Raw genomic sequence first — 18172 nt, 5'->3', positions numbered from 1 at the left:
CCGGGCAGACATCCCCTCTCTGCGTGCGATGACGCCCGCCAGGATCACCCGCCTACGAGCCCGTGACCCGCTTGGCAAAGCCAAGCCCCGACCCGTGGCGGGGGTCACGGAAAGCGCGGGGCGGGCTTGCCGGCGGAAAGCGGACGGGTAATAGTCGGGACGAGCCTGTTCCGGACCCCCGCCGTGACGTCCATGCGCCGCGCCCTGTCGCTGACCGCCGTGCTCGCGCTTGCCGGGGCGTCCGGCGGCGTGGCGGCGCTGGACCCGGACAAGTCGTTCCACCATTACGTCCGCAACAGCTGGAGCATCGAGGAAGGCCTGCCGCAGATCAGCGGCCTGGCCATCACCCAGGACCGCCAGGGGTATGTGTGGGTCGGCACCCAGGCCGGCCTGGCCCGGTTCGACGGCATCCGCTTCACCGCCTACAACCCCGAAACCACCCCCGGCCTGCGCGGCATCTGGATCCACGACCTGCACGTGGACGACCGCAACCGGCTCTGGATCGCCACCTACCGCGGCATCTCGGTATACCAGGACGGCGCCTTCCGCCCCCTGCCCCTCGCCACCGGCGACCCGATGCGCAGCATCGACACCAACGACCTCGAGGCCCTGCCCTCCGGCGAGCTCATGGTCGCCGCGCCCGACGGCATCTACCGCGCCAACGAGGACTCGCTCGAACTGGTGCACCCGCTGCCGCGCCCCGCCACCGCCCTGCTCGCGCGTGGTGACTCCCTGTGGGTCGGCAGCCGCGGCCGCGTCTTCCGCATCGCCGACGGCAGCACCGAACTGCTGCCCCTGCCCGAGGGCGACGACGACACCGTGGTCACCCAGCTGCTCGACTCCCAGGGGCGGCTGTGGGCGGGCACCAGCGCCGGCCTGTTCTTCCGCCAGGGCGACCAGTGGCAACGCTACGAGGGTGGCGAGCCGCTGGCCAGCTCGCCCATCGAATCCCTGTTCGAGGACAGCGACGGCAACCTCTGGGTCGGCATGGTCGAAGACCTGGCCCGCCTGCGCGCCGGCCGCCTGGTCGAACTGGTGAAGGACGACCGCGCCGGCTCCGCCGTGCGCTCGGCCTTCGAGGACCGCGAGGGCAACCTGTGGTTCGGCAGCCAGTGGGAAGGCGTCACCCGGCTGTGGAACGGCTGGACCCGCCGCTACAGCCGCTTCGAGGGCCTGGAGGATCCCGTCCTGTGGTCGGTGGCGCGCGGCCCGGCCGGGCGGCTGTACGCCGGCACCAACGACGGCTTGGCGGTGATGCGCGACGGCCGCTTCGAAACCGTGGTGAAGGGCAGCGACCTGCCGCACCCGAACGCCTACACCCTGCTGCCCGAGGACGACACCGTCTGGATCGGCACCCGCCGCGGCGTCGCCGTGCTGCGCGGCGACCGGCTGGAAACGCCGCCCGAACTGGCGCCCCTGCGCAGCGCCCAGGTCAACGGCATCGTGCGCGACCGCCGCGGCGCGCTGTGGTTCGCCACCAACCAGGGCCTGCACCGGCTCACCCGCGACGGCCTGAAGTCCTACGGCCCGGTGCAGGGCCTGCGCGACCCGCGCACCCGCCTGCTGTACGAAACCCGCGACGGCCGCCTGCTGCTGGGCACCCAGTCGGGCCTGCACGAAGTCATCGGCGACCGCATCGAACCGGTCGGCCTCGACGCCGGCCTGCGCACCGACCTCGACGTCACCGCCGTCCACGAGCTGCCCGACGGCAAGCTGGTGATCGGCGCGCTGTCGGAGGAAGTGTTCCTGTTCGACGGCAAGCGCTGGCAGGCCTTTTCCGACGCCCAGGGCATGCCGGTGAATTCGCCTTTCTTCATCACCCACGACGCCCATGGCTACCTGTGGGTGGCCGGCATCCGCGGCGTGCACCGCGTGCTGCTGTCGGACATGCTCGAAGTGGCCGCCGGCAAGCGCGAGCGCGTGCGCGGCGAGATGCTGCTCAACGAGCGCGGCGACCGCCGCGGCGGCCAGAAGGGCTATTGCTGCAACGGCGCCGGCAACGCCAAGGGCTTCTTCGAAGCCGGCGAACTGTGGCTGCCCACCCGCGACGGCGTGGTGGCGCTGAGCACCGACGGCATCGTCAAGAACGACAAGGCCCCGCGCACCCTCATCGAACGCGTGCGGGTGGGCGAACAGTGGCGCGCCGCCGACCCGTCCGCCGACTGGAAGCTGCCGCCGGCCTCGCGCGACCTGAGCTTCGACTTCACCGTGCTCAGCTTCCAGGACCCCAAGAGCGTGGAGCTGCGCTACCGCCTGGTGGGCTACGACGCCGACTGGCGCACGCTCGAAGACCCCACCCGGCGCAGCGTGAACTACACCAACCTGCCGCCGGGCGCCTACGTGTTCGAGGCGCTGGGCTCGAACAACGCCGACACCTGGAGCCAGGCGCCGGCGCAGCTCGGCTTCCGCATCCAGCCCTGGTTCCACGAGACGCCGCTGTTCTACTGGTTGCTGGCGGCGCTGCTGGCCAGCGTGCTTTACGCGGGCTTCCGCCGCCAGCAGGGCGCGCACCGGCGCCAGCGCGAGGCGCTCGAGCAGCTGGTGCGCCAGCGCACCGAGGCGCTGGAAGTGGCGAACCTGAGGCTCGAGGAGGCCAGCCAGACCGACCCGCTCACCGGCCTCCGCAACCGCCGCTACCTGGCCAACCAGATCCCCGCCGACATCGCCTACTACGACCGCGAAACCGTGCGCCGCGGCAGCCTGGACGAAGTGATGGTGTTCGCGCTGATCGACATCGACCACTTCAAGCAGGTCAACGACAGCCACGGCCACCACGCCGGCGACCGCGTGCTGCAGCAGGTGGCGCAGGTGCTGGGCCAGATGGTGCGCACCGGCGACTACATCGCCCGCTGGGGCGGCGAGGAATTCCTGGTGGTGTTCCGCCCCATGCCGAACCGGCACCTGCCGATGCTGGGCGAACGCATCTGCCAGGCGGTGTCCACGCACCGCTTCGACGTGGGCAGCGACGAGCCGCTCAAGCTCACCTGCTCGGTGGGCTTCATCGAATGCCCGCTGTTCCGCGACGCCCGCGGCGGCCTGGGCTGGGAACAGATGATCGAACTGGCCGACCGCGCGCTCTACTTCGTGAAGACCCACGGCCGCAACGGCTGGGCCGCCTACCGCGCCCGCGGCGACACCGACCTTGGCGGCCTGCAGGCGGCGCTGGCCGGCGACCCGGAGCGGCTGGTGGAGCGCCTAGACCTGGTCGGTTCGGCCCACCTGCACCCGCCCGGCGGCAGCCCGGCCCCCTAGCCGGCGGCGGGGCGCGCGCCTATGCTCGGGGGCATGCGTGAACCTTACCGGCGGATCGCCATCGTGGGGGTCCTGCTGGCGCTCTACGTCGCCGGCGGCGCCTATGCCGCGCTGCTGGTGGACGGCCCGGACAAGGTGGCGCTGTTCTGGCCCTCGGCGGGCGTGGGCCTGGCCGGCGTGCTGCGCTACGGCCTGCGCACGGCCTGGTTCGTGCCGGCGGGCACGCTGCTGGTGCACTTCTTCTTCGACCCGGTGCCCACGGCCTTCCTGGCCTGGTCGGCATCGGCCAACCTGTTCGGCGTGCTGGCCGCCGCGGCCGTGCTGCGGCGGCTGCCCGGCGAAGACATGCTCACCGTGCGCTTCGGCCTGGCCGCGCTGGGCGGCGCGGTGCTGATGGCCTGCGTCAGCGCCGCCATCGGCACCACCGGCATGCTGCAGACCGGCATCATCGGCCTCGACGCCCTGCCCACCGCCGCCGCGCGCTGGCTGCTGGGCGACCTGCTGGGCGCCACCAGCATCGCCCCGGCCCTGATGCTGCTGCTGCCGGGCCGCACCGGCCGGCGCTGGCGCCCGCCGGCCGACGACTACGCGCCCGAGTCCGAGCAGCTGATGTGGAACGTGGCCCTGATGGCCAGCTACCTGCTGATGGCCTGGGGCGGCAGCCTGGGCGGCAACTACGCCATGGGCCTGGTGGCGCTGCCGCTGGCGGTGATGGTGTGGAGCGCGGTGCGCTTCCCGCCGCTGCAGACGGCCGTGGCCAGCGCGCTCACCATGCTGCTGGTGGCCGGCCTGGCCGGCTTCGGCACCGCCGGCTACCCGGAGGCCAGCGCCCCGCTCGACGGCATCTACCTGCTGGTGTTCCTGATCGAGGTGGCGGCGCTGCCGCTGATGCTGGCCTTCGCCATGCACCAGCAGCGCGTCAGCGCCCACGTGCTGAAGCAGCGCGCCAACATCGACCCGCTCACCGGCCTGCACAACCGCAATGCCTTCGAGGAGAAGGTGCGCCCCGAGATCGCCGCCGGCTCGGTGCTGCCCATGGCGCTGGCCTACATCGACCTCGACCATCTCAAACTGATCAACGACACCGCCAGCCACGTGGCCGGCGACGAACTGATCCGCGGCGTGGCCGGCGTCATCGAGGCGCACCGCCACCCCGAGGACCTGCTGGCGCGCACCGGCGGCGACGAGTTCGCGCTGCTGCTGCGCAACTGCACGCCCATGGTGGCCGAGGACCGCGTGCGCGCCCTGCTGCGCGCCATCGAAGGCTACCGCTGCGGCTGGGACGGCCAGATGCTGGGCACCACCGCCAGCGCCGGCCTGGTCACCTTCCTTCCCGGCCAGGCCGACTACGCGCAGCTGCTGTCGCAGGCCGACGCGGCCTGCTTCACCGCCAAGGAACAGGGTGGCAACCGGGTCTGCCTGGCCAGCCTGGACGGCGGCGAACTGCTCGACCGCACCTCGGCCATGCGCTGGGTGGTGCGCATCCGCGAGGCGCTGGAGCAGCAGGCGATGGAGCTGTACTGCCAGTCCATCGTGCCCCTGCACGCCGGCGGCGAACAGGGCCGCCACTTCGAGGTGCTGCTGCGCCTGCGCGACCCGCGCACCGGCGAACGCCTGCAGCCGGCGCAGTTCATGCCGGCGGCCGAACGCTTCCGCCTGGCCACGCGCATCGACCGCGAGGTGATCACCCGCACCCTGCGCTGGCTGGAAAGCCACCCCGACGCCGCCGCCACGGTGGACACCTGCTGCATCAACCTCTCGGGCGAGGCGGTGATCGACGAGGGCTTCATCGGCTTCGTGGCCGAACGCCTGCGCCGCAGCCAGTTCCCGGCCAGCAAGCTGTGCTTCGAGCTCACCGAAACCAGCGCGGTGCGCGACCTGGCCCGCGCCCAGCGCTTCATCAACCAGCTGCGCGACCTGGGCTGCCGCTTCGCGCTCGACGACTTCGGCACCGGCTTCTGCTCCTTCAGCTACCTGCGTTCGCTGGACGTGGACTACTTCAAGATCGACGGCAGCTTCGTGCGCGAGATGCACGATTCGCCCATGGCCGAGGCGGTGGTGCGCTCGATCAACGAAATCGCCCACGTGCTCGACAAGCGCTCGATCGCCGAGCACACCGAAACCGAGGCCGATCGCCAGGCCCTGATCGCGCTGGGCGTGGACTTCGCCCAGGGCTACGCCATCGACCGGCCGCAGCCGATGGACCTGTACTTCTACCCGGACGGGAGCGCGGCGGGATGATGCGTACCGCGCTGCTGCTGTCGGCCCTGCTCGCCCTGCCCGCGCCGGCGGCGGCCGAGGGACTGGCGGAGCTGGCCATGGTGCGCCAGGGCGAGGCCCAGCGCGCGGTGGCGCGCAACACCAGCGGCGGGCCGGTGGAAGTGGAACTGGTGGCCGACGCCTGGGTGGGCATGGACAGCGAACCGGCGCTGCCGGTGCGCCGGGTGCTGCGCGCGGGCGAAAGCGCCACGCTGGCCACGCTGTGGCCGGTGGCGGAAGGCGCGCGGCAGTCGCTGCGGCTGTCGATCATCCCGGGCGAGCCGCATGCCGAGGCGCGCGACGTGGTGTATTCGCTGCCGGTGGAGGAATCGAAGTTCACCCTGGGCCAGGGCTTCCACGGCGGCTTCAGCCACGACGACGAGGCCAACCGTTACGCCATCGACCTGGTGGTGGACGAGGGCACGCCGGTGCTGGCGGCGCGCGGCGGCATCGTGCTCGAGGCCATCGGCGGCTACGCCGAGGGCGGCACCGACCCGGCCCTGGCCAAACGCGCGAACCTGGTCCGCGTGCTGCACGACGACGGCAGCATGGCGCTGTATGCACACCTGCGCGAAGGCGGCGTGGCGGTACGCGCCGGCGACACCGTCAGCCTGGGCCAGGTGCTGGGCCATGCCGGCAGCACCGGCTATTCCAGCGGCCCGCACCTGCATTTTTCCGTGCAGGTGAACGGCGGCATGCGGCTCATCTCGGTGCCCTTCCGCATGATCGGCCCGGACGGCTTCCTGCCGCTGCGCTAGCCGGTCGCGCTCCTCATGGAATACGCCGCAGGTCGTCGAGCAGCGCCGCCGCCGTGACCGCGGCGCCGGCGCCCGGGCCCTGGATGACCAGCGGGCGTTCGTCGTAGCGGCTGCTCCAGATGGCGAGGCGGTTGTCGCAGCCGCCGCCGGCCAGCGGGTCGTTTGCCGCGAGCGCTTCCAGGCCCACGCGCGCGCCGCCTTCGTCCAGCCGCGCCACGTAGCGCAGCACGCGGCCGGCGCGCGCGGCCTGGCAGGCACGCTCCGACAGCGTGGCGTCGAGCGTGGGCAGCAGGCCGTCCACCGCCGCGGCGTCCGGCGCCTCGCGCAGGGCATCGCCCAGCAGCGACTCCACCTGCACTTCGGAATGCTCGAGCGGAAAACCCGCGGTGCGCGCGAGGATGAGCAGCTTGCGGCGCACGTCTTCGCCGGAAAGATCAACGCGCGGGTCGGGTTCGGCGTAGCCACGCGCCACCGCGGCGCGCACCTTGTCCGAGAAGGCCGCGCCGCCGTCGTAGCCGTCGAACAGCCAGGCCAGCGTGCCCGACAGCACGCCCGCCACGGCACGGATGCGGTCGCCGCCGGCGCGCAGCTCGCGCAGCGAACGCAGCAGCGGCAGGCCGGCGCCGACGGTGGCGGCGTCGCCGTAGTGCAAGCCGCCGGTGGCCAGGGCGCGGATCTCGTGGTGGCGCAGCAGCGGACCGCCCAGGCCCAGCTTGTTCGCGCTCACCACGTGCAGGCCCTGGCGCAGCCAGCGCGGGTGCCAGGCGGCGAGCGTGGCGCTGGCGCTGGCGTCCACCACGATGTCGCCGGGCTGCAGCTGCGGCAGCAGCAGGCCGGAGCCGTCGTGCGCGGGAGCACCTGCCAGCGCGGCGGCTGCCTGCGCCGGATCCAGGCCTTGCGGCGCGTGCAGGCGGCGACGCGAATTCGCCACCAGGCACAGCGGCCGGCGCGGGTCCGGCTCGGCCTGCAGGCGCGCCAGCAGCGCGCGGCCCACGGTGCCCACGCCCAGCAGGGCGAGGCGGCGCGGTACCGGCGCGGGCCGCGGTTCGGCGAAGGTGCTCATGGCGCCACCGTCGCGGCCGGGGCCGGTTCGGCGGCGAAGGCGGCGCGGTCGAGCGCGGCGCCCAGGTCGGCTTCGAGGTCGGGCAAGGCTTCGATGCCCACCGACAGGCGCAGCAGGCCGTCGCCGATGCCGGCATGGCGCCGCGCCTCGGCCGACATGGCGGCGTGCGTCATGGTGGCCGGGTGCGCCACCAGGCTTTCCACGCCGCCCAGCGATTCGGCCAGCGTGAAGTGGCGCAGCCCATCGAGGAAAGCGCGCACCGCCGGCACGCCGCCGGCGAGTTCGCAGGACACCATGGCGCCGAAGCCGCGCTGCTGCTTCGCCGCCAGCGCGTGCCCCGGGTGCGTCGCCAGGCCCGGATAGTGCGTGGCGCGCACCGCCGGGTGGCGGGCCAGGCGTTCGGCCAGCGCGGCGGCGTTTTCCTGGTGCACCCGCAGGCGGGCGTCGAGCGTGCGCAGGCCACGCAGGGTGAGGAAGCTGTCGAAGGGCGAGCCGGTGAGGCCGAGCGCGTTCGCCCACCACCCCAGTTTCTCGAGCAGCGCCGGGTCGCGGGCCACGAGCGCGCCGCCGACCACGTCGCTGTGGCCGTTGATGTACTTGGTGGTGGAATGCAGCACCAGGTCGGCGCCGAAGTCGAGCGGGCGCTGCAGCGCGGGCGAAAGGAAGGTGTTGTCGGCCAGCAGCAGCGCGCCGGCGGCGTGCGCGGCCAGCGCCACCGCCTGCAGGTCGGTGAGGCGCAGCAGCGGGTTGGACGGCGTTTCGACCCACACCAGCCGCGCCGGGCGCGACAGCGCATGGGCGCGCGCGGCGGCGTCCCCCAGGTCCACCAGCTCCAGTTCGAAGCGGCCCTTGCGCGCCAGCGCGTTGAACAAGCGCCAACTGCCGCCGTAGCCGTCGTGCGTCACCACCAGGCGGTCGCCGGGTTCGAGCAGGGCTTCCAGCGCCAGCGTGATGGCGGCCATGCCGGTGGCGGTGACCACCGCGCCGGCGCCGCCTTCCAGTTCCGCCAGCGCCTCGGCCAGCAGGTCGCGGGTGGGGTTGCCGCTGCGGGTGTAGTCGTAGCGGCGCTTGTGGTCGAAGCCGGCGAAGCTGAAGTTGCTCGACAGCACCAGCGGCGGCGTGACGGCGCCGAAGGCGGTGTCGGAATCGATACCGGCGCGCACGGCCACCGTGGCGGGACAGCGGGCGCTCATGCCACGTCTCCCAGCGATTCGCGCAGCAGGCGGGCAACGGCTGCATCTTCCTTCAGGAAGGCGTCGTGGCCGAACTCCGAACGCAGCACGCGCAGGCGCGCCGGGCCGCCCAGGCCTTCCACCAGCGCCTGCAGGTCGGACAGCGGCACGAGGCGGTCTTCGGCCACGGCCACCACGGTGGTGGGCACGGTGATGGCCGCGGGCTCCACCTGCTGCAGGTCGATCGATTCGGACAGGCGCAGGAAGGCCGTGGAGCACCAGCGCGCGGCGTAGCGGCGGCCGCAGTGCGCCAGGTAGTCCTCGGCGGCGGTGCGCACCTGCCCCGCTTCCAGCGCGGCGGGCGCGTCGAAGCGGCGGGCGAATTCCTCGGGCGTGCGGTAGCTCAGCATCGCCCACTGCCGTGCCAGCGCCAGCGCGTGCGACACGTTTCCTTCGCTGCGGCCCAGCGCCACCACCTGCCGCTGCAGCGCGCGCCAGGCGCTGGCGTAAGGGTGCGGCCGGTGCGCGCCGGAAATGGCCAGCAGCCGCCGCAGCCGCGCGCCGTGCCGCGCCGCGAACTGCAGGCCCACCATGGCGCCGTAGCTGGCGCCGACGAAGGCGTCGAGGCGCGCCACCTCCAGGCGGTCGAGCACCGCGGCCAGCGCGTCGGCCTGGTCGGCCGGGTCGATGGGCGCGTCGAGGCTGCCGTCGGCGCCCAGCCAGTCCAGCGCCAGCACGCGCCGGCGCGTGGTGTCGATGGCGCGGCCCGGGCCCACCTGCGCGGGCCACCAGCCGGGGCTGCCGGGCTCGCCCACCACCTGGCGCCCGGCGGAAATGCCGCCGGCCACTACCACCACCGGCGCCCCGGCCGGCCCCTGCCACTCGCCGCGCACCCGCACGCGGCGCGTGCCCGCGTGGCGCATCGCCAGGGAAAGTTCGAAGGCAAAGCGGCGCGCCGCGCGCGTCGGCGCGGCGAACGTGGCCGGTGCGTCGGCCGGCTCGGCGTGGGGGGCGTGGTTGAGGCTCATCGTCGGCTCCTGGGTGGAAGGGCCCCAAGGAGTTCCAACGGCGGAAAGGTGTCGTGCGCCCCCGCGGCGCGGGGAACGGTACGACCCATCTCTCGGCGGACATGAAGTCCCCGCAGGAATTGGCACCTTCATGCGCGATTGCTCGCGCATGGGTTGCCCCGGCGTCATTGGGCCTACCCCTCAGCCGGTCTCGATGGGATTGCGGGGCCAAGCTTGCCCGCACCGGCGAAGGCTGTCAATCCCTTCATCCGCATGAAGCGATGAATGCTCGGCTCAGGCCTTGTACTTCGCCAGCACCTCGGCCTCGGGCAGCGGCCGGTCGTAGAGGTAGCCCTGGGCGTCGTTGCAGCCCAGGGAACGCAGGCGCTCGGCGTCCTCGGCCTGCTCCACGCCTTCGGCCAGCACGTTCAGGTGCAGGCTGCGCGCCAGCTCGATCACCGTGCGCACGATGCCTTCGGCCGGGCCCGGCACGCGCAGGTCGCGCACGAAGGACTGGTCGATCTTCAGGCGGTCGAGCGGCAGCCGGCCCAGGTAGGCCAGCGAGGAATAGCCGGTGCCGAAGTCGTCGATGGCCACGCGCACGCCGCGTTCGCGCAGGGCGGCCAGCAGGGCGATGGTGGCCTGCACGTCGGCCATCAGCATCGACTCGGTGATCTCGATTTCCAGCAGCTGCGGCGGCAGGCCCGAGGCCTCGAGTTCCGACAGCACCTGCGGCAGGAAATCGGCGCGGCGCAGCTGGCCGGTGGCAATGTTCACCGACACCGGCACCCGCGGCAGGCCGCCCGCGTAAAGACGCGCCGCCGCCGTGCATGATTCGCGCAGCATGAAGTCGCCGATGGCGGTGATCAGCCCCGCCTCCTCGGCCACCGGAATGAATTCGCCGGGCGACACCACGCCACGCTCCGGGTGGCGCCAGCGCACCAGCGCTTCCAGCCCCACCAGCCGACCGTCGGCCAGCGCCACCTGCGGCTGGTAGACCGCGAACAGCTCGCGCCGCTGCAGGGCCAGCCGCAGCTGCGATTCCAGCGTGAGCCGGCGCAGGCTGGCGCCCGGCTGCCGCGGCGAATAAACCGCCAGCCGGCGCTCGCCTTCGCTGCGGGAAAGGTTGAGCGCGGCGGTGGCCGACACCAGCAGCAGCTCGGCTTCGGTGCCGTGCTCGGGCGACAGCGCCAGGCCGGCGCTGAGCCCCAGCACCAGCCGCTGGCCGGCGATTTCGAAGGGCTGCTGCAGGTCCAGCTGCAGGCGGTCCACCACCGCGCGCGCCTCGGCTTCGCCGGCGCCGGGCAGGGCCACGGCGAACTCGTCGCCGGACACGCGCGCCAGCGTGTTGCCGTCGCCGAACACCGCCGCCAGGCGCCGGGCCAGCATCTGCAGCACCTCGTCGCCGGTGCCGTAGCCCAGGGACTCGTTGACCTGCTTGAAGCGGTCGATGTTCAGCAGCAGCACCGCCAGCCGCGGCCGTTCGCCCGCCAGGCTGCGGGCCACCACCTCGCCGAAGGCGCTGCGGTTCGGCAGGCCGGTGAGCGGGTCGGTGCGGCTGAGTTCGTCGATGCGCGACTGCACCTGCTTGCGCTCGGAGATGTCGATGAACTGGCCCAGGTAGTTCACGCGCCCGCCCTCGTGGCGGATGCGGGTGATCGCCAGCCACTCGGGATAGACCTCGCCGCTCTTGCGCCGGTTCCAGACCTCGCCTTCCCAGCGGCCGCGCTGGTCGATCTCTTCCCACATGCGCTGGTAGAAGGCCTTGTCCTGGTGGCCCGAGGACAGCATCGACGGCCGCCGGCCCACGGCCTCTTCCGGGCTGTAGCCGGTGACGCGCTCGAAGGCGCGGTTGACGCTGACGATGACGCCGTCGCCGTCGCAGATCAGGATGCCTTCGTGGCTGTTGGCGAAGGCGTCGGCGGCGATGCGCAGCTGGGCCTCGTCCTGGCGCAGCCGGGTCATGTCCAGGTGCACGCCGGCCAGGCGCAGCGGGCGGCCCTGCGGATCGCGTTCGAGCACCATGCCGCGCGAGTGCACCGAGGCCCAGTGGCCGTTCGCGTGGCGCAGGCGCATGTCGATCTCGAACTGGTTGATGGCCGGGTCGTCGAGGCGGGCATAGGCGCGCTCGAGCCGCGGCACGTCGTCGGGATGCAGTCGCAGTCGCCAGGCGGCGGCCTCCTCGGCGTCGCGGCGCGGGTCCAGGCCCAGCATCTCGAACCAGCGGGCGTTGACGCGCATTTCGCCGGTGCCCAGGTGGCTTTCCCAGGTGCCCAGCGCCGCGGCGTTGAGCGCCGCGGTCAGCCGGTGCTCGGCGTCCCGGGCCAGCTGCTCGCGTTCGCGCAGGATGAAGCTGGCGCTGATGTCGGCGGCGGCGCTGGTGATGGCCACCAGGAAGTCGGTGTCGAAGCGGTTCGGCCTGCGGTCGGCCAGGATGAGCGCGCCGAGCTTCTGGCCCATTTCCACCAGCGGCACCACCGCCACCGAGTGCAGGCCGAGGTTGCGCAGTGGCACCAGCGCGGGATGCAGGTTGGCCACGGCCGCCAGGTCGTGCAGTACCTGCACTTCGCCGGAGAGCAGGGCGCGGGTCGAGAGGCGGTCGGCGTCGGACGGGGAGTCGAGGTCGGCGTCGGGCAGCCGGTAAGTGGCTTCGTCGAAGCCTACCAGCGTGGCCTGCACCAGGGTGTGGCCATCGGGCTGCAGGCGCCACAGGCCCGCCAGGGTGTAACCGCCCTCCTGCACCAGGATGCGGCAGATCTCCATGCCCAGCGCACTGCGGTCGGTGAGCCGCTGCGCCGCCAGGCTGGCCTGGCTGACGGTGCGCAGCAGCCGACCCTGCCGGCGCACGCGCGCGGAGGCCTTTTCGATTTCACGCGCGAGCGCAGCCAGCTCGTCGCCACCCTGCACGTCGATCTCGAGCGCCTCGCCTTCGAGCCACAGGCGGGCGGCGCCGTCCCGGAGGCGCCGGGTGCGCTCGGTCCAGGCCGCGCGCAGCAGCAGCCACAGCAGCGTGGTGAAGGCCAGCACGCCGGCGGCATTGCGCAGGAAGCGGCGCCCGGCTTCGTGGCGCAGCTGCGCGGCAACCGGGCCGGCATCGGCTTCCACCACCAGCATGGCGTAGCGGCTGGGGTCGGTGCCCACCAACACTTCCTGCGACAGCGCCATGGCCTGCGAATCCCCGGCGAACAGGGCGCGGCCGGAGTTGCCGGCGTAGGCAGCGGCGACCAGCGCCTCGCGCGCCGCGGCCGGACGGCCCGACAGCACCGCCTCGAAGTCCTTGCCGATGTCGCGGCGGTGCAGCGACGAGAGCACCCGGCCCTCGCCGTCCACCACCCAGGCCCCGGCCACGCGCGGCTCCATCGCCAGCCCGCCCACCATGCGCGCGGTGCCATGGCGCACGCCGATTTCGGCCTGGGCGTCGATGCGGCGGGCCTGCGCCCACACGATGCGGGACACGTCGTCGGCCACGTCCGCGCGCGCCGATGCGTCGATGCGCCCGAGAATGACGAACAACTGCACCGCCAGGGCCGCCACCGACAGCACCAGCAGCAGCGCCGGCAGCGTCACCCGGGCGGGCCAGGCGGTGAGCGTGCGGACGATCACGGGGCTGCTCCCGGCGGCCTGACACGCGCGGCGGCTTCGACGAAGCGGGCGTCGACGAGATCCGGGGCCACGCGCAGGTCGGCACCGAGCGCGCCTTCGCGCAGGATCGCAACCAGGGCGTCGATGGACGCCTGCACCGGCGCCGGCCGGTCGCCGAGGAAGCGGCGGTTCTCGTCCAGGTCGAAGAAGGCGATGCCGGCCAGCGCGCGCCGGTAGGTGTCGCTGTCCACGCGGCCGTCGGCGGTGAGCAGCCCGAGCGGCAGCGTATCGGGCTGGCGGAAAGCCGCCACGCCGCGGTCCCAGGCCTGCAGCAGCGCCACCACGTCGCCTCGGCGGGCATCGAGCACGTCGGCGCGGGCCACCAGCACGTCGAGCACCAGGCCCGGGTTGGACGCGGTGGTGAACAGGGGCACCGCGCCGTCGGCCATCATTTCGGAGAGGAAGGGTTCGTAGACCACGGCGGCGGCGGCGTCGCCCTCGCGCCAGCGCGCCGGCAGGTAGGGCGCCTGCACCTGGACCTTGCGGACGTCGGCCAGGGACAGCCCGGCCCCGGCCAGCGCGCGCTGGAGGATGAGGTGGCCGACCGCGGTGTCCTCCACCAGCACGCGCTGGTCGCGCAGGTCCGCGAGGCTTTCGACGCCGGGGCGCACCACCACCGCGTCGGCGCCGTGCGAATCCGACAGCACGGCCACGATGCGCAGGTCGGTACCGTCGGAGGCCAGGCGGATCGCCTCGTCCAGGGTGAATCCGGCCAGGTCCACCATGCCCTCCCGGAGCAGCTGGGTGGATTCGGTGTTCGACACCGACTCCACCAGGCGCACGGAAGCCGGCAGGTCGTTGGTTTCGCTGGCCAGCACCAGCGGCTCGTAGCCGATCCACGGGCCCACCGCCACCCGCAGGGGAGGCGGCGGCGGGGCCGGCGCCAGCCAGGCCACCATGGCCATCAGGCCGACCACGGCCAGTACCAGGGGCAGGCCCCAGGCCACGGGTTCGAAGCGGGCGGTCAGGTCGCGCAGCGCCATGTCGGTGGCAGTCCCCTTTGCGCCCTACCCTAGCCGTTCGGGGGCCGCCCGCCAATCGGGGATTGACGCGGCGTGGGCCGGCTTGCGCATACTCGCGTGATGAACACCAAGCCCCGCCTTGCCCTGACCGCCCTGGCCATGCTGCTGCTGGCCGCCGGCTGCGCCACCACCCCGCCCGCCACGCCCGACCCGTCTTCCCGGCCGATGCCGCGGGTGTTCGGCGCCGAGGCCGCCGCCGTCACCGAGGCCTTCCTCACGCCCGCCCGCCCCGAGGACGAGATCGATTCCGTGGCTACCTGGACCACGCCCGGGGGCGACACCTGGCTGGTGGCCACCGCCAAGGAAACCCACCGGCTGGTGGTGTTCGACGCCGACACCGGCGCGCACCTGCGCGACGTCGGCGGCCCGGGCGAGGGCCCCGGCCGGTTCAACCGCCCCAACGGCATCGCCACCTTCGGCGACCTGCTGTTCGTGGTCGAGCGCGACAACCACCGCGTGCAGGTGCTGCGCCTGCCCGGCTTCACCCCGGTGGCGATGGTCGGCGCCGACGTGCTGCGCAGCCCCTACGGCCTGTGGCTGCGCGAAACGGCCCCGGGCGAGCTGGAGATGCTGGTCACCGACAGCTTCATGGCCGACTACCGCACCCAGCTGCTGCCGCCGATGGACGAGCTGGACGAGCGCGTGAAGCGCTTCCTCCTTGATATCGATGGCGACAAGCTCGAGGCCCGGCTGGCCGGCCAGTTCGGCGACACCACCGAAGAAGGCGCGCTGCGCATGGTGGAATCGATCGCCGGCGACCCGGAGCACGACCGCCTGCTGATCGCCGAGGAAGACCTGCGCGTGGGCACCACCCTGCGCGTGTACGACCTGGCCGGCCGCTACACCGGCCGCAACCTGCCGCGCGAGCGCTTCAAGGCCCAGGCCGAGGGCGTGGCGCTGTGGGCCTGCCCCGACGGCAGCGGCTACTGGGTGACCACCGACCAGAACAGCGACCTGACCGTCTTCCACGTGTTCGACCGCCGCGAGCTGGGCTACCTGGGCAGCTTCACCGGCGAAAAGGTGGCCCTGACCGACGGCATCTGGCTGCACGCCGCCGCCACCCGCGCCTTCCCCTACGGCGCGCTGTACGCCGCCCACGACGACGAGGGCGTCGGCGCCTTCGACTGGCGCAGCATCGCCACCGCCCTCGACCTGCGCCAGGACTGCCAGCCGGACTGAGCCGGGCCCGGCGGGTATAATCGGGCGCTTATGTCCGAGCACCTGACCCAGACCCGCCGCCGCCGCACGTTCGCGATCATCTCGCACCCCGACGCCGGCAAGACCACCCTCACCGAGAAGCTGCTGCTGTTCGGCGGCGCCATCCAGATGGCCGGCTCGGTGAAGGGCCGCAAGGCCGCCCGCCACGCCACCTCCGACTGGATGGCGCTGGAGAAGGAGCGCGGCATCTCGGTCACGTCCTCGGTGATGCAGTTCCCCTACGAGGGCCGCATCGTCAACCTGCTCGACACCCCGGGCCACGCCGACTTCGGCGAGGACACCTACCGCGTGCTCACCGCGGTGGACAGCGCCCTGATGGTGATCGACGTGGCCAAGGGCGTCGAGGAACGCACCATCAAGCTGATGGAAGTCTGCCGCCTGCGCGACACGCCCATCATGACCTTCATCAACAAGCTCGACCGCGAGGGCAAGGAGCCCATCGAGCTGCTCGACGAAGTGGAGCGCGTGCTCGGCATCCAGTGCGCGCCCATCACCTGGCCGATCGGCATGGGCCAGCGCCTGAAGGGCGTGGTGCACCTGGTAAGCGGCGAAGTGCACCTGTACGAGCAGGGCCGCAACTTCACCCGCCAGGACAGCACCATCTTCGCCTCGCTCGACGACCCCGGCCTGGCCGCGCGCATCGGCGAGCAGATGCTGGCCGACCTGCGCGACGAGCTGGAACTCGTGCAGGGCGCCTCGCACCCCTTCGACAAGCAGGCCTACCTGGACGGCAGGCAGACGCCGGTGTTCTTCGGCTCGGCCGTGAACAACTTCGGCGTGCAGCCGCTGCTCGACTTCTTCGTCGAACACGCGCCGTCGCCGCAGCCGCGCGCCACCACCCGCCGCGAGATCGCGCCGGAGGAGGAAACCTTCTCCGGCTTCGTCTTCAAGATCCAGGCCAACATGGACCCGCAGCACCGCGACCGCGTCGCCTTCCTGCGCGTGTGCTCGGGCAGGTACGAAGCCGGCATGAAGGCCTTCCACGTGCGCAGCGGCAAGGAAGTGAAGCTGGCGAACGCGCTCACCTTCATGGCCTCCGACCGCGAGATCGTTGAAACCGCCTACCCCGGCGACGTCATCGGCCTGCACAACCACGGCACCATTTCCATCGGCGACACCTTCAGCGCCGGCGAATCGCTGGGCTTCACCGGCATCCCGAACTTCGCGCCGGAGCTGTTCCGCCGCGCCCGCCTGCGCGACCCGCTCAAGCTCAAGCAGCTGCAGAAGGGCCTGGCCCAGCTGAGCGAGGAAGGCGCCACCCAGTTCTTCCGCCCGCTCATGAGCAACGACCTCATCCTGGGCGCCGTGGGCGTGCTGCAGTTCGACGTGGTGGCCTACCGCCTGAAGGACGAATACGGCGTGGACGCCAGCTTCGAGCCGGTGTCGGTGGCCACGGCCCGCTGGATCAAGGGCGGCACCGCGAAGAAGCTCGAGGAATTCCGCGAGAAGAACGCCATGAACCTGGCCGTCGACGCCGCCGGCCAGCTGGTTTACCTGGCGCCCTCGCGCGTGAACCTGCAGCTCACCCAGGAACGCTGGCCCGACTTCGAATTCGCCGCCACCCGCGAACACGCGCAGGCGCTGGCGGTCGAATAACTCCCGCCGCCGCCGGTTGAGAAAAAAACCGGTGGACAGGCGCCCCCCAAGCCGGCACCCTCCCCGCTGGCGCTTCGGGGGGAGCGCCTGGCCTGCACCGTCCTGGTGCCCGGCGCCGCGCCTTGCTCCCCCGGGCGATTCTTTCCACAGGGGATGACAACGATGCGTTTTCCGACGCTTGCACTTGTACTGCTGTTGCTCGGCGCCGCCCAGGCGGCCGCCCAGCCTTATGCCTACGTTTCCAACTCGAGCTCCAACAGTGTTTCGGTCATCGATGACGCCACCGAGACCGTCGTGGCCACGATCCCGACCGGCATCAATCCCTGGGGCGTCACCGTGTCGCCGGACGGCACCCGCGTGTACGTGCCGAACCAGGGCAGCAATGACCTGACGGTCATCGACGCCACCAGCAACACGGTGCTCACCACGCTGCCGATGGGCGCAACGGCGCGCGGCGCCATGGTGTCGCCGGATAGCAGCGAGGTGTACGTGGCCTCCGGCAACAGCGTCCAGGTCGTGGACTCGGCCACCAACACGGTGGTGGCTACCGTCGCTGGCCTGTCCACGCCCTACTTCCTCGACTTCCTGCCGGACGGTTCGCGCGCCCTGGTGGCCAACAGCGGCAATGGCACGGTCAGCGCCATCGACACGGCCACGCGCACCATCGTGCAGACCTACACCGTCCCGTCCGGCGCGATCAACCTCGCGATCAGCCCGGATGGCTCGAAGGCCTACGTGACCAGCGGCAGCGGCCCGGAAGCCGTCTCCCTCGATCTCGGCACGGGCGTTGCCACGCCCATCACCGGCACCACGTTCACGGCGGGCGTCGACTTCTCGGCCGACGGTTCCCGCGCGTACCTGGCCAACTGGACCAACGGCAACGTCCTCACCGTGGACACCGCAACCAACGCCGTCATCCAGACCACGCCCACCGCCCCGGACCTGATCGGCGCCTCGCTCAGCCCGGACGGCTCGCGCCTTTACGTGGCCAATCGACAGCTGGGCCGGGTCGACATCCTCGACACCACGACGCTGGCCGTCGTGGGCTCGGTCCTGGTCGGAGGCTCCCCGTATTCGATCGGCAACATGTTCGTCACCGGCAGCTTCCTTTCCCCGGGCGTGGCGCTGGACGCCTCGCCGGCCGCGCCGCGCATCTACGCCGAGGAAATCGTCGCCTCGCCGG

General features: G+C 72.3%; 11 protein-coding genes and 1 riboswitch. Of the genes, 6 read left to right on the top strand and 5 right to left on the bottom strand.

Annotation, left to right across the window (positions count from 1 at the left end):
- Window positions 1–192: 192 nt before the first annotated feature.
- The 3 genes from ACE3Q2_RS07530 to ACE3Q2_RS07520 are packed head-to-tail and all read left to right on the top strand — an operon-like array spanning window position 193 to window position 6269.
- Window positions 193–3252 (top strand): diguanylate cyclase, encoded by a 3060-nt coding sequence (locus ACE3Q2_RS07530; protein WP_374473628.1) that lies wholly within the window; start codon window positions 193–195, stop codon window positions 3250–3252.
- Window positions 3253–3285: 33 nt separating this feature from the next.
- Window positions 3286–5493, top strand: a complete 2208-nt coding sequence (locus tag ACE3Q2_RS07525) for a putative bifunctional diguanylate cyclase/phosphodiesterase (RefSeq protein ID WP_374473590.1) — start codon at window positions 3286–3288, stop codon at window positions 5491–5493.
- The gene (locus ACE3Q2_RS07520) at window positions 5490–6269 is read left to right on the top strand and encodes a M23 family metallopeptidase (RefSeq protein WP_374473589.1); all 780 of its coding nucleotides are present in this window, start codon (window positions 5490–5492) and stop codon (window positions 6267–6269) included. The genes ACE3Q2_RS07525 and ACE3Q2_RS07520 overlap by 4 nt, the downstream gene beginning before the upstream one ends.
- Before the next feature lie 13 nt (window positions 6270–6282).
- On the opposite strand, the gene ACE3Q2_RS07515 is transcribed toward ACE3Q2_RS07520, so the two are convergent.
- The 5 genes from ACE3Q2_RS07515 to ACE3Q2_RS07495 all read right to left on the bottom strand — a co-directional run bounded on the left by ACE3Q2_RS07515 (window position 6283) and on the right by ACE3Q2_RS07495 (window position 14136).
- The gene (locus ACE3Q2_RS07515) at window positions 6283–7332 is read right to left on the bottom strand and encodes a homoserine dehydrogenase (protein ID WP_374473588.1); all 1050 of its coding nucleotides are present in this window, start codon (window positions 7330–7332) and stop codon (window positions 6283–6285) included.
- Window positions 7329–8525 carry a cystathionine gamma-synthase gene (gene metB, locus ACE3Q2_RS07510; protein ID WP_374473587.1) on the bottom strand — a complete coding sequence of 399 codons (1197 nt, stop codon included), beginning with the start codon at window positions 8523–8525 and terminating at the stop codon, window positions 7329–7331. Before metB ends, ACE3Q2_RS07515 begins: the two co-directional genes overlap by 4 nt.
- Window positions 8522–9532 (bottom strand): homoserine O-succinyltransferase, encoded by a 1011-nt coding sequence (locus ACE3Q2_RS07505; protein ID WP_374473586.1) that lies wholly within the window; start codon window positions 9530–9532, stop codon window positions 8522–8524. The genes metB and ACE3Q2_RS07505 overlap by 4 nt, the downstream gene beginning before the upstream one ends.
- Before the next feature lie 82 nt (window positions 9533–9614).
- A riboswitch (SAM riboswitch) is annotated at window positions 9615–9732 on the bottom strand.
- 73 nt (window positions 9733–9805) lie between these two features.
- Window positions 9806–13114 (bottom strand): EAL domain-containing protein, encoded by a 3309-nt coding sequence (locus tag ACE3Q2_RS07500; protein ID WP_374473585.1) that lies wholly within the window; start codon window positions 13112–13114, stop codon window positions 9806–9808.
- Window positions 13111–14136 (bottom strand): ABC transporter substrate-binding protein, encoded by a 1026-nt coding sequence (locus ACE3Q2_RS07495; protein ID WP_374473584.1) that lies wholly within the window; start codon window positions 14134–14136, stop codon window positions 13111–13113. Before ACE3Q2_RS07495 ends, ACE3Q2_RS07500 begins: the two co-directional genes overlap by 4 nt.
- 99 nt (window positions 14137–14235) lie before the next feature.
- Between ACE3Q2_RS07495 and ACE3Q2_RS07490 the strand changes: the two genes are divergently transcribed.
- The 3 genes from ACE3Q2_RS07490 to ACE3Q2_RS07480 form a co-directional block, all read left to right on the top strand.
- Window positions 14236–15354 (top strand): phytase, encoded by a 1119-nt coding sequence (locus ACE3Q2_RS07490; protein ID WP_374473583.1) that lies wholly within the window; start codon window positions 14236–14238, stop codon window positions 15352–15354.
- Between the two features lie 30 nt (window positions 15355–15384).
- Window positions 15385–16989, top strand: coding sequence for a peptide chain release factor 3 (locus ACE3Q2_RS07485; RefSeq protein ID WP_374473582.1), 1605 nt, complete (start codon window positions 15385–15387; stop codon window positions 16987–16989).
- Between the two features lie 162 nt (window positions 16990–17151).
- The coding region (locus tag ACE3Q2_RS07480; RefSeq protein WP_374473581.1) for a hypothetical protein at window positions 17152–18172 on the top strand (1021 nt) is incomplete at its 3' end.

Origin of the sequence: Arenimonas sp., from assembly GCF_041913985.1 — a bacterium.
Lineage (GTDB): Bacteria > Pseudomonadota > Gammaproteobacteria > Xanthomonadales > Xanthomonadaceae > Arenimonas.
Note: the sequence above shows the minus strand (reverse complement) of the source record. Positions and strands in the feature narration are given on the sequence as shown.

Bases quoted from the DNA above. Each gene is read 5' to 3' on its own strand.
- ACE3Q2_RS07525 (WP_374473590.1), top strand. From the start codon at position 3,286: ATGCGTGAACCTTACCGGCGGATCGCCATCGTGGGGGTCCTGCTGGCG.
- ACE3Q2_RS07490 (WP_374473583.1), top strand. From the start codon at position 14,236: ATGAACACCAAGCCCCGCCTTGCCCTGACCGCCCTGGCCATGCTGCTG.
- ACE3Q2_RS07520 (WP_374473589.1), top strand. From the start codon at position 5,490: ATGATGCGTACCGCGCTGCTGCTGTCGGCCCTGCTCGCCCTGCCCGCG.
- ACE3Q2_RS07485 (WP_374473582.1), top strand. From the start codon at position 15,385: ATGTCCGAGCACCTGACCCAGACCCGCCGCCGCCGCACGTTCGCGATC.
- ACE3Q2_RS07505 (WP_374473586.1), bottom strand. From the start codon at position 9,532: ATGAGCCTCAACCACGCCCCCCACGCCGAGCCGGCCGACGCACCGGCC.
- ACE3Q2_RS07530 (WP_374473628.1), top strand. From the start codon at position 193: ATGCGCCGCGCCCTGTCGCTGACCGCCGTGCTCGCGCTTGCCGGGGCG.
- ACE3Q2_RS07515 (WP_374473588.1), bottom strand. From the start codon at position 7,332: ATGAGCACCTTCGCCGAACCGCGGCCCGCGCCGGTACCGCGCCGCCTC.
- ACE3Q2_RS07495 (WP_374473584.1), bottom strand. From the start codon at position 14,136: ATGGCGCTGCGCGACCTGACCGCCCGCTTCGAACCCGTGGCCTGGGGC.
- metB (WP_374473587.1), bottom strand. From the start codon at position 8,525: ATGAGCGCCCGCTGTCCCGCCACGGTGGCCGTGCGCGCCGGTATCGAT.